The organism is Mycobacterium kubicae (genome assembly GCF_015689175.1).
Lineage (GTDB): Bacteria > Actinomycetota > Actinomycetes > Mycobacteriales > Mycobacteriaceae > Mycobacterium > Mycobacterium kubicae.
This window is the reverse complement of the sequence record NZ_CP065047.1, coordinates 1,663,392-1,674,911: the sequence shown is the minus strand read 5'-3', so window position 1 is coordinate 1,674,911 and position 11,520 is coordinate 1,663,392. Positions and strand designations below refer to the sequence as shown.

Sequence of the window (11,520 nt, the reverse complement as noted above, 5' to 3'; positions counted from 1 at the left end):
TCGGCCAGCCCGCGAACCCAGTCGACGATCCGAAACGCATACGACGTCTCACGCGGGTCAGTGGCGACCGAGCAGGTCGGCCAGCACCGCGGCGTGGCTGCCGTCGACTTCTCGGGTGGCGGTGACCAGGGTGACGACGCCGCGTTTGGCTAGGTCGCGCAACTCATCCAGGGCGGGGCTGCCCGCCAGCTCCGCCTCATAGCGGGAAGCGAATTCGTCGAAGCGTTCGGGCTGATGGTGATACCAGTCGCGCAATTCTTTCGTCGGCGCCACGTCCTTGCGCCAAATGCCCACGCGCGGATCGTCTTTGCGGATGCCGCGCGGCCAGATCCGATCCACCAGGACCCGTTGGCCGTCCTCAGGGCTCGGGTCTTGGTAGATCCGGGCGACCCGGATGCGGGGAGTTGCGCTCACTTAGTAGTGGTAGGTGTCCGACGGGGCGGGTGAGTGGACCGGTTCGTCCTCGAATTCCATGGCGACTATGCCGTAGGACCGGGCCAGGTCGAGGATTTTGGTCGCCCGTGCGATGCGCGGCAAATCCGAGCCGTTGCGGATCTCACCCCCGTCGCGCTCGAACTCAGCGAAAAACTCCTTGGCCCAACCGATCTCGTCTTGCGACGGCGACAGACCCTCGTTGACTACCGCGCACTGGTCCGGGGACAGGCAGATCTTGCCGGTCATGCCGAACTCGACGGACACCGCCGTAGCCTCGATCAACTTCAGCGGATTGGAGCCGATGGTCGGTCCGTCGATCGCGCTGGGCAGCCCGGCCGCCTTGGCCGCGATGGTGAACCGGGACCGGGCATAGGCCAGGGTGGTCGGCTCTTCGCCGAAACCGGTGTCGCGGCGGAAGTCACCGATGCCGAACGCCAGGCGGAAGGTGCCTTTGGCCGCGGCGATCTCGGTGATCCGCTCGAGCCCGCGAGCCGTCTCGACCAGCGCCACGATCGGCTTGTTGGGCAGCCGCTTGGCCGTCTCGGTGACATGGTCCACCGACTCCACCATCGCCAGCATCACGCCACCCACCGGGGTTTGCGCCAACTGCGCGATGTCGTCCGCCCACCATGGCGTGCCGAAGCCGTTGATCCGGACCCAGTCGTTGTTATCCGCGCTCAGCCACCGCACCACATTGTCGCGGGCTACGTCCTTGTCCTTGGGCGCGACGGCGTCTTCGATGTCGAGGACCACGATGTCGGCGCGCGAGCGCGCGGCCGCTTCGAACCGGTCGGCGTGCGTCCCGTTCACCAACAGCCAACTGCGGGCCAGCACCGGATCCAAGCGGTATCCGACGTCAGCGGAGTCTGCCGCGTCATGGTTGACCTGGTCATACATCGGGTGATCGGCCGCCTCTTCTGTTCCGTCGTCTGTCAACAGTCGCCCTTAACCGTAGCGACAGTACAAACGAGTGGTCAGGGCTGCCTAGGCGAATTGCGCCACGAGGTCTACCAGCTGGTCCAGGCGGCGCAGGGTTGGGTCGGCGGGCTCGGTGGGCAGCTCGAACAACAGGCGCTCCACCCGCAGTTTCAGGTGGCCCTCGATGTCTCGCTGGTTTGGTTCACCCAAGTGGACGACGGTCACCGGCACGTCGTGATCGGCGACATCGTGCAACCGATCGAGCTGACCCGACAGCACCTGCGCGGACGGGCTGATCGAGATCCAGCCGGCGCCCCTAACCGCCGGCAAAACGAACCCGGTAGCTACAGCCATGGTGTTGGATGGCGGGGTGGCACAGATCAGCCGCAGCACGAAGATACCGGCGACCGTCCAGGCAGTATGGAACGTGCTGGCCGACTTCGGGTCGCTGAGCTCGTGGGCCGACAACGCCGATCACTCGTGCCTGCTGAACCACGGGCCGGACGGCGAACTGATGGGCAGCACCCGCCGCGTGCAGGTCGGCTCCAATGTACTGGTCGAGCGGGTCACCGAGTGCGAGGCGCCCACGTCGCTCGCCTACGACATCGAGGGATTGCCTAGCCGGCTGGGGAAACTCGCCAATCGCTGGACACTTCGGCCGGCCGATGATGGGACCGTCGTGACATTGACCAGCACAGTGGAGGTCGGCACCAGCGCATTGGCGCGTGCGGCGGAGTGGGTGACGTTGCGTGTGATGACCAAGCAGTCCGACTCGATGCTCGCCGGGCTGGCACAGCAATTGGAGGACACCCATGTCTGAGCGTCCCGACATCGTCATCCTGATGACCGACGAAGAGCGGGCGGTGCCGCCGTATGAATCGGACGACGTGCTGTCCTGGCGCCGGCGGACGCTGGCCGGCCGTCGCTGGTTCGACGAGCACGGCGTCAACTTCACCAGGCACTACACGGGTTCGCTGGCGTGTGTTCCCAGCCGTCCGACAATCTTCACCGGGCAATACCCGGATCTGCACGGGGTCACCCAGACCGACGGCATCGGCAAGCGGTTCGACGATTCCCGGTTGCGCTGGCTGCGCCACGGTGAGGTACCAACGTTGGGCAACTGGTTTCGCGCCGCCGGCTACGACACCCACTACGACGGCAAGTGGCACATCTCGCATGCCGATCTGATGAACCCAGTCACGGGAGAACCGTTGGCTACCAACGACGACGACGGCGTCGTCGACCCGACCGCGGTGCAGCGCTACCTGGATGCCGATCCACTGGCGCCCTACGGCTTCTCGGGTTGGGTCGGGCCCGAGCCGCACGGAGCTAGCCTGGCCAACAGTGGATTTCGCCGCGACCCGTTGATCGCCGATCGTGTGGTCGCCTGGTTGACGGACCGCTACGCTCGGCGCCGCGCCGGGGACGTCGCCGCACTGCGGCCCTTCCTACTGGTGGCCAGCTTTGTGAACCCGCACGACATTGTGCTGTTCCCCGCCTGGGTGCGGCGCAGCCCGATCAAGCCTTCTGATCTCGACCCGCCGCACGTGCCACCGGCGCCGACCGCCGGAGAGGATCTGTCGTCAAAGCCAGCCGCGCAGATCGCCTTTCGTGAGGCGTATTACTCCGGCTACGGGCCCGCAAGTGCGATCAGCCGCAGCTATCGACGCAACGCACAGCGCTACCGCGACCTGTACTACCGGCTGCATGCGGAGGTGGACGCGCCGATTGACCGGGTACGCCGAGCAGTCACCGAAGGCGGATCCGACCATGCGGTCCTGCTGCGCACGTCCGACCACGGTGAGTTGCTCGGCGCCCACGGCGGATTGCATCAGAAGTGGTTCAACTTGTACGACGAGGCGACGCGCGTTCCATTCGCCGTCGCCCGGATAGGACCCAACGCGACCACGCCGCAAACCATTTCGGCGCCGACATCGCATGTCGACTTGGTACCGACGCTGCTCGCTGCGGCCGGCATCGACGTTCCCGCCACGGTGGCACATCTGGCCGAGTCGTTCTCTGAGGTGCATCCGCTGCCCGGGCGTGACCTGATGCCCGTGGTGGACGGAGCGCCGCAAGACGAAGCCCGGGCGGTGTACTTGATGACGCGGGACAACGTGCTCGAAGGCGACACCGGCGCCTCGGCCACCGCCCGCAGGGTGGGCCGCGACGTGATCCTCCTGCGCCGCTTCGGATAAAGTTGCCGGCACATGTCGCCGCCAACTTCGAGGGATTGGTTGTGCGTGTCGACGAGGGTGATGCGGTGGGCGGCGCCGGCCACCTGTGGAAGTTGGTGCGCACCTTCGACGACCCGGCCACCTGGACCGAGCCTGGCGTGCGCCACTTGGCGGCCAACGGAATTGGCGGCGAGGCGTATCGCACCGAGCCGATCGAGGATCAGTGGGAGCTGTACGACCTGACGGCCGACCCCATCGAGGCGGACAACCGGTGGACCGACCCGAACCTGCACGAGTTACGCCAGCACCTGCGGATGCAGCTCAAGCAACAGCGGGCGACGTCGGTGCCCGAGCGCAACAACCCGTGGCCGTATGTTCCGCGTCAACCACCGGTCCCGCCAGGAGGTTTGGTACGTCGACTGCCCACCGCGCAGCAGCTGATTTCACCGGTTGCGACCACGGTGCTGAAATACACGGCCAAGGCTCAGGTCGCGGTGTTCAAGTTGACCGACGGACGCGTCGGCAGCAACTGGCGCATCGGGGCAGGCTTTCGCAAGCCGGTGCCGACCCTGTTGCTCGAGCACCGGGGCCGCAAGTCTGGCCGCTCGTTCACCACTCCCCTGGTGTACCTCGAAGACGGCGACGCCTTCGTGCTCGTCGCGTCGCACGGTGGTCTGCCCAAGAATCCGCAGTGGTATCACAACCTGGTCGCCAACCCCGACACCCACATCCACGTGAAAGGCCAACGGCGACTGCGGGTTACGGCCCGCGTCGCCTCACCGGAGGAACGGGCGGCGTTGTGGCCCCGCCTAATCGACCTGTATGCCGACTTCGCCAGGTCTCAGTCGTGGAGCGTCCGCGAATTTCCGGTGATCATTCTTTCCCCGCGTTGACGGGCCCCGGCGCGGTAGGACCCGCGTCGAAATTGCCGCTGTGGTCGTGACTCGCCCGGCGGGCACCGCCGTGGCGGCAATCTCGGCGATGTCAGCCGTGGAAGCCGTCGTTGCCGTCGGCGCCGGGGCTGCCGTTAGGTGTGCCGCCGAGGCCCTTGCTGCCACCGTCGCCGCCGGGCCCGCCGGGGACACCGGAACCGCCGTTGCCGCCGTTTCCTCCCGTACCGCCCGTGCCACCGTTGCCCGGTAATCCGAGCCCGACGGTCCCGCCGTTGCCGCCCTTGGCGCCGTCGCCGCCGTCCCCGCCAGCGCCGCCCGCACCACCGCCGGTCGCGCTGCCGCCGTTGCCGCCGTTGCCTCCGGTGCCCGCATTACCCCCGGTGCCGCCCCCACCAAGGCCGAGCCCGCTCGCTCCGCCGGCGCCGCCCGCACCACTGTCGCCACCGTCTCCGCCGGTCCCGCCGGAACCGCCGGCGGTGGCGGCTCCTCCGGATCCCCCGGCACCGCCGTTGCCGCCGGTGCCTCCGTCGCCGCCGGCCAGGAGGGTGACCGTGTTGCCCGCCCCGCCGGCGCCACCGACGCCGCCGGTCCCGCCGTCGCCTCCGCTGCCGCCATGGATACCGCCGACGCCCGCCCCGCCGGCGCCGCCGTTGCCGCCGACGCCGCCGGTACCGCCGGCGAGCCCGTCACCGCCGTTGAGAACGCTCGTGACGAGGGCCCCGCCTGTGCCACCGTTGCCGCCCGAACCACCGTTGCCACCGTCACCGGCCGTGCCAATGGTTCCGCTGCCGTTGCCGACAGTGCCGGTCGCCCCAGCCGCGCCACCAATGCCGCCATTGCCTCCGGCGCCGCCGTTCGCGCCCGCGACGGCGAGCGCCAGGCTGGATCCCGCGTTGGCACCGTCCCCGCCGATGCCCCCGTTACCGCCGTTGCCGCCGCCACCGTTGGCCGCACTCGCCGCGCCGGCATTCCCACCGGTACCGCCGCCGCCGCCGTTGCCGGCATTGCCCCCGGCGCCGCCTGCCGTGCTGCCCAACACGTTGACGCCGGCGCTGCCGTTACCGCCGTTGCCGCCGGTTCCGCCATCGCCGCCGGTACCGCCGGCGCCCGCCGCACCGGTCGCGGCATTGCCGCCGGTGCCCGCCCCGCCGCCCGTTCCGCCTTGACCGCCGGTTCCGCCATTGCCGCCGGTACCGCCGGCCGCGCCAGCCAGCAGTGTCGCAGGTGAGGCGCCACTTCCGCCGTCGCCACCGGTTCCGCCGGTGCCACCTGCGCCCCCGGTGCCGTTGGTGCCGCCGTTGAAGCTGTTGCCGCCGGCCCCACCCGTTCCGCCGACTCCGCCATTGCCGGCAGCGCCCCCGTTGAGACTGCCCAGCAGGGCTTGACCGTTGCCGCCGTTGCCCCCGTCGCCGCCGGTACCGCCGACACCGCCGTTGCCTGCGGTCCCGGACCCGGTCAGCCCGCCACTTCCGGAGGCACCGCCAGCCCCTCCGGTACCACCCGTGCCGCCGTCACCTCCGGTGCCGCCCAGCACGCCGCCGGTGCCCAGCAGGCCCGACGAGCCGTTGCCGCCGGTTCCACCGTGACCGCCCGCGCCGCCGTTGCCATTGGCCACTCCGGCGGCGCCGTTGCCGCCGGCACCGCCGGCCCCACCGGTACCACCAGCCAACCCGTTGCCGCCGTTGAGCGTGCCGCCGATGGTGGCGCCGTTGTCTCCGGTGCCGCCGTTTCCGCCGCTGCCGCCATCACCGGCAGTGCCCGAGGCGCCGTGGGTTCCGGTGCCGTTACCAACAGCACCCGCCGCACCACCCACACCCGCATCACCGCCGCGACCCCCGGCGCCGCCATCAGGTCCGGCTACCCCCAAGCCCAGGCTGGATCCCGCGTCGGCCCCGTCACCACCGGTGCCGCCGTTGCCGCCGTGCCCGCCGCTGCCGTTGGCCGCACCTGCCCCACCGGCGCTTCCGCCAGCGCCGCCGGCACCGCCGGCACCGGCGTCGCCCCCCGCTCCGCCGGCGGTGCTGCCGAGCACGTTGACTCCGGCGGTGCCGTCAGCGCCATCACCGCCGTTACCGCCCGCGCCTCCGGCGCCGCCGGCACCTGCCGATCCCGAACCGGCCAGTCCCCCGCTGCCCGCGGCGCCGCCCGCGCCGCCGCCACCACCGGCACCGCCGTCACCCCCGCTACCGCCCGCGGTGCTCACCAGACCGATATCGACGGCAGAAGCGCCCGAACGGCCGTCGCCGCCGCCCCCGCCTTGGCCGCCCGCTCCGCCATTGCCGTTGGCCACTCCCACGGCGCCATTACCGCCAGCACCGCCAGCGCCACCCGCGCCGCCCGCAAAGCCGTTGGCGCCGTCGAGCGTGCCCGTGATTAAGGCGCCGTTATCGCCGTTGCCGCCGTTGCCGCCGTTGCCGCCACTGCCCGCGGTGCCCGAGGCGCCGCCGGTGGCGCTGCCGGTGCCGACGACGCCCGCGGTGCCGCCGGCACCGGCGTTGCCGCCGCGCCCTCCGGCGCCACCGTCGCCGCCGGCCACGCCCAGACCCAGGCTGGATCCCGCGTTGGCCCCATTTCCACCGGTGCCGCCGTTACCGCCGTGGCCGCCGCCACCACGGGCCGCTCCCGCCGCTCCGGCACTGCCCCCAGCGCCACCGGCCCCGCCGTTGCCCGCAGCACCCCCGGCACCACCCGCGGTGCTACCCAAGACATTGACACCGGCCGTGCCGTCGGCACCATTGCCGCCGTTACCACCCGCACCACCGGTGCCGCCGGCCCCGGCCGTGCCGCCGGTCCCCACAGTGCCCGCCGCGCCGCCTGCCCCGGCGTTGCCGCCGGTCCCGCCGTTGCCGCCACTGCCGCCCGCGGTGCTCACCAGGCCGGCACTCAATCCGGAGGCGCCATTGCCGCCGTTGCCGCCCAGCCCGCCATTGCCGCCTGCCCCGCCGCTGCCGCGCAGCCCACTGGGTCCGCCACTGCTGCCACCGGCGCCGCCCGCCCCGCCGATGCCGCCGCTGCCACCATCGCCGCCGTCGAGAGCGCCGACGATCGGGGTCCCGGCACCGCCATTGGCGCCGGCGCCGCCGTTACCGCCCACCCCGCCGGTACCTCCTGCACCGGCGACCCCGCCGGTGCCGCCGTTACCGATCGCGCCGCCCGACCCGGCGTTGCCGCCGGCTCCGCCGTTTCCACCGGCGCCTCCGGCCAGGCCCGCGGTAGACAAGCCCAGACCCGCTCCGCCATTGCCGCCGGCACCGCCGGAACCCCCGGCTCCGCCGCTGCCGTTGACACCGCCGGCGCTGTTGCCGCCGGCGCCGCCATTGCCGCCGGCGCCACCGGCCAGGCCGTCACCGCCCAGCAGGTGGTTGACCGTCCCGATCAGACCTGCGTCACCAGCTCCGCCGTTGCCCCCGACGCCACCGGTACCACCGGTCCCCGCCACTCCTGCGACTCCGCCGCTGCCACCGGTACCCGCGGCGCCGCCCAATCCGGCGTTGCCGCCGTTGCCGCCATTGCCGCCGTTCCCCCCGGCCAGAAGCGACCCGATGCCCGAACCACCATTAGCCCCGGCCCCGCCCACGCCGCCGTTGCCCCCGGTGCCACCGCTGCCGTTGACGGCGCCGGGGAAGGCGTTGCCGCCCACTCCGCCATTGCCGCCCTGGCCGCCGGCAGTCCCATCACCGCCCGTGAGGGTGCCGACAATGGGGCCGCCGTTTGCTCCTGCGCCGCCCGTGCCGCCGGTGCCACCGGTACCGCCGTTGCCTTGGGCGCCAGCTTGACCGGCGAGCCCGATCAACCCGCCCGCACCGCCGCCGCCCGCACCGCCGGCGCTGCCGCCGGCACCGCCGTTGCCACCCGTACCGCCGGCGACCAGGCCGGGGCTGGCCGCACCGGTTCCGCCCGTGCCACCGATGCCGCCCCAGCCGCCGGCGCCGCCGGCCCCGCCGAAGCCGATCAACCGGCTGGCTCCGCCGGCACCACCGAATCCACCGTTGCCGCCCGCGCCGCCGTTGCCCCCGGGCAGCAGGGTGGTTTGTGCTGTGCCGCCGAGACCGCCCGCGCCGCCGCTACCGCCACTACCTCCGGCTCCGGCAACGCCGAGCATTCCGCTACCGCCGCCGACGCCACCGTGTCCGCCGTTGCCGCCGGCGCCGCCGTCCAGACCGGGCAAGCCGTCGGTGCCGGTGCCGCCCGTACCACCGGTGCCACCGGCTCCTCCCCAACCGAAGACGTTCGCGCCGCCACCGGCACCCCCGGCTCCGCCGTCGCCGCCGCTGCTGCCGAGCAAGCCCGCTGGGCCGGTCCCTCCGGTTCCGCCGGCACCGCCGGCGCCGCCAGCGCCGAAGAAGCCTTGAGCACCTCCGGCCCCACCCGCTCCGCCATTGCCGGCGGCCAGTCCGGTGGTGCCCGCACCCCCGGATCCGCCGGCGCCGCCCGCTCCGCCCCAGCCGAACAAGCCCTGGCTGCCTCCGGCACCACCGATTCCGCCGTTGCCACCGATCAGTCCGAGCCCGGCCGGACCCCCAGTCCCGCCGGCGCCGCCCACACCTCCGGCGCCGAACAAGATTCCGCCGGTCCCGCCGACACCGCCGGTGCCCCCGACCTGGCCGATTGCTCCGGCGCCCCCAGCACCGCCGGGTCCACCGTTGCCGAACAATCCTGCTGCGCCGCCCGCTCCACCGGCGCCTGCCGGCGAGGTGGCGGTACCGGCCGCGCCGGAGCCGCCACTGCCGCCGTTACCCCACAAGATGCCCCCGGCGCCGCCGGCCTGGCCGGTGCCCGGCGCGCCGTTGATGCCGTTGCCGATAAGCGGGCGTCCGAGCAGGAACTGAGTCGGGGCGTTGATGACGGCAAGGATGTTGTCCTCGAGGATCTGTAACGGAGACGCGTTGATCGACTCGGCAACCGCGTATGCGGTCGTGGCGCCGGTCAACGTCCGCACGAACTGCGCGTGAAAGGCCGCCGCCTGTGCGCTGACTGCCTGAAATTCCTGGCCGTGGGCGCCGAACAACGTGGCGATTGCCCGCGAGACCTCGTCTTCGGCGGCGGCCAACACCGCTGTGGTCGGGCCTATGGCGGCGGTATTCGCCGCGGTCAACGTGGAGCCAAGGCGGTCTAGATCGGCCATTGCGGCCGCGACCAGATCCGGAGTTATGGAAACAAAAGACATTGGGCGGCTCCTTCGCCTCGGCAACATCTATTCGTCTTTGACGGCAACAAAAATACGCTCCGTATCGTACGGTAATAGCGACGTGCAGAAAACGCCTTGGTAAAAGTGACCGCGGCCCCAGAAGCTTTGCGCAGAAAGCCCTCGCGATTTCGCCTCACACGAGATTGTCCAGGATGGCGATGCGGGACGAAACTCGATCATCACACGGTTCCCTGAGCCGCATGACGATGTAATCGGGTGCGGCACAACAGCATTAATAGAACCCGATGTGATCCAGCCGTTCGCCCGACGGGTGTGACCGCCGAAAGTGATCGGCCAGGGAACCGCGACGGAAACTCGCGCGGCTACGCCGAACAATGGAACGCCTGGCGATGCCGAGTGCCGCTAATTACTGGTTCGAACTGAGACGGATGTACATTATCGCCAGGCGTGGATTGCCCCTTGTAGCCGATGAATTAATTTGCTGAGCAATTACCTTCGCCACCCGACGATGCCCGGCGCCGACTCCGTCCAAACCGCCGCTGGTCCGACCCAACAGTCAAGAGTCTGTTTGCTGCGCGCACTCACTTTCCTGACTCTATTTGACGTGAGTGTAACGAACCCGGTTTGCTGTCCCAGCCATGCGACCCGGGCCATCGACCGAGGACATCGAGCCTGGCCACACACCACCCGCTCACCAGCGGTCGACCCAATTGCTTTGCCGAATCGAGACCACCGGCCCGCCCGCCGAGCCGGTGTCATTGCGACGGCGCCCGTCGCATCGAGTAAATTCGCAGCGCCCGTCACCGACGACGGCTACGCACGCGCGCCGGCGCTAGGAGTAACGATGCCCAAGTTCTCACTTCCCGAAGACGCTCCTTCCGGGCTCACCTCACCGGTCACCGCGAAGGTGATCAAGTACGCGGCCAGGGCGCAGGTCGCGGTGTTCAAGGCGACCAACGGGCGCATCGGCAGCAACTGGCGCGTGGGTGCGGGTTTCCGCAAGCCGGTGCCCACCCTGCTGCTCGAGCACCGCGGCCGCAAGTCCGGCCGGCAGTTCACCACTCCCCTGCTTTACCTGCACGACGGCGACGACTTCGTCATCGTCGCGTCCCAGGGCGGGATGCCCAAGAATCCGCAGTGGTTCCACAATCTGGTGGCGCACCCCCATACCCGAGTACACGTCAAAGGTCGTGGCGCAGTGAACGTTTCGGCGCGCGTCGCCTCACCCGAGGAGCGCGCCGCGTTGTGGCCTCGCCTGGTCGACCTCTACGCCGACTTCGCGAAGTATCAGACCTGGACCGAGCGCGAGATCCCGGTGGTCATCCTCTCCCCGCGTTGACCGTCAGCCGGAACAACGCGCGATCCAGCGTCGGCAGGATGTCGGTGATCGGAATCTCGCCGGCCGAGAAGCGGGCCACCAGACCGTAGGCGAGGTTGGACACGATCGGCGGCAAATCCTCGATCAGGTCGGCGTCGGCTCCCTCCAACACCGCCATGGTGGCGGGCAGCACCGCATCCAGCCCCCGACTCACCAGCCGCTGGCCGCCCGGGGCCGACCGCGCCCGGTAGTACGCCCGCAACATGTCCGGATGCCGCTCCCACGGTTCGAAGATGGTCCGGAACACCCGCATCAGCCCGTCGTAGATCGATTCCCCGGGAGTCGGTGTCTGCGTGGCCAACCCGGCATATCGGTTCTGCTCCATCCAGCTTTCCAGTGCGGCCGAAATCAACGCGTCCCGAGTCGGATACCGCTTGTAGATGGTAGCCAGCGACGTGCGCGCGCGCCTGGCGACCTCCCGCAACTGCACCGCGTCGTAACCCTCGGTCTCGAGTATCTCGACGACGACTGCCAGAAGGGGGTCCAAGGTGCGGCCGACAGGGCGATCCGGCTCACCAGACATCACTTCAGCGCTGACCACACGAAACCTTGCCCTCGGGGAGTAACACA

8 protein-coding genes and 1 pseudogene are annotated in these 11,520 nt (G+C 70.6%); 4 read left to right on the top strand and 5 right to left on the bottom strand.

Annotation, left to right across the window (positions count from 1 at the left end):
- Positions 1 to 57: 57 nt before the first annotated feature.
- The 3 genes from I2456_RS07930 to I2456_RS07920 form a co-directional block, all read right to left on the bottom strand.
- Entirely contained in the window at positions 58 to 414 is a 357-nt protein-coding gene (locus I2456_RS07930) for a DUF488 domain-containing protein (protein WP_085074076.1), read from the bottom strand.
- Positions 415 to 1,332 (bottom strand): HpcH/HpaI aldolase/citrate lyase family protein, encoded by a 918-nt coding sequence (locus tag I2456_RS07925; protein WP_068033310.1) that lies wholly within the window; start codon positions 1,330 to 1,332, stop codon positions 415 to 417.
- An 87-nt stretch (positions 1,333 to 1,419) separates the two neighbouring features.
- The gene (locus I2456_RS07920; RefSeq protein WP_085074077.1) at positions 1,420 to 1,707 is read right to left on the bottom strand and encodes a hypothetical protein; all 288 of its coding nucleotides are present in this window, start codon (positions 1,705 to 1,707) and stop codon (positions 1,420 to 1,422) included.
- Between I2456_RS07920 and I2456_RS07915 the strand changes: the two genes are divergently transcribed.
- The 3 genes and pseudogenes from I2456_RS07915 (at position 1,706) to I2456_RS07905 (ending at position 4,423) form a co-directional block, all read left to right on the top strand.
- Positions 1,706 to 2,173 carry an SRPBCC family protein gene (locus I2456_RS07915; protein ID WP_085074078.1) on the top strand — a complete coding sequence of 156 codons (468 nt, stop codon included), beginning with the start codon at positions 1,706 to 1,708 and terminating at the stop codon, positions 2,171 to 2,173. The genes I2456_RS07920 and I2456_RS07915 overlap by 2 nt on opposite strands.
- Positions 2,166 to 3,952, top strand: a pseudogene (locus I2456_RS07910) (sulfatase-like hydrolase/transferase); the annotation flags it as partial. The gene I2456_RS07915 and the pseudogene I2456_RS07910, both read left to right, overlap by 8 nt.
- Positions 3,950 to 4,423 (top strand): nitroreductase family deazaflavin-dependent oxidoreductase, encoded by a 474-nt coding sequence (locus I2456_RS07905; RefSeq protein WP_241007959.1) that lies wholly within the window; start codon positions 3,950 to 3,952, stop codon positions 4,421 to 4,423. The pseudogene I2456_RS07910 and the gene I2456_RS07905, both read left to right, overlap by 3 nt.
- Before the next feature lie 91 nt (positions 4,424 to 4,514).
- On the opposite strand, the gene I2456_RS07900 is transcribed toward I2456_RS07905, so the two are convergent.
- Positions 4,515 to 9,590 (bottom strand): PE family protein, encoded by a 5,076-nt coding sequence (locus tag I2456_RS07900; protein ID WP_085074079.1) that lies wholly within the window; start codon positions 9,588 to 9,590, stop codon positions 4,515 to 4,517.
- Positions 9,591 to 10,416: 826 nt separating this feature from the next.
- On the opposite strand from I2456_RS07900, the gene I2456_RS07895 reads away from it, so the two are divergent.
- On the top strand, positions 10,417 to 10,911 hold the full coding sequence (locus tag I2456_RS07895) for a nitroreductase family deazaflavin-dependent oxidoreductase (protein WP_068164074.1): 495 nt from the start codon (positions 10,417 to 10,419) through the stop codon (positions 10,909 to 10,911).
- Here the strand turns inward: I2456_RS07895 and I2456_RS07890 are convergent.
- The gene (locus tag I2456_RS07890; RefSeq protein WP_085074112.1) at positions 10,892 to 11,473 is read right to left on the bottom strand and encodes a TetR/AcrR family transcriptional regulator; all 582 of its coding nucleotides are present in this window, start codon (positions 11,471 to 11,473) and stop codon (positions 10,892 to 10,894) included. The two genes, I2456_RS07895 and I2456_RS07890, sit on opposite strands and share 20 nt — an antisense overlap.
- Positions 11,474 to 11,520: the final 47 nt, after the last annotated feature.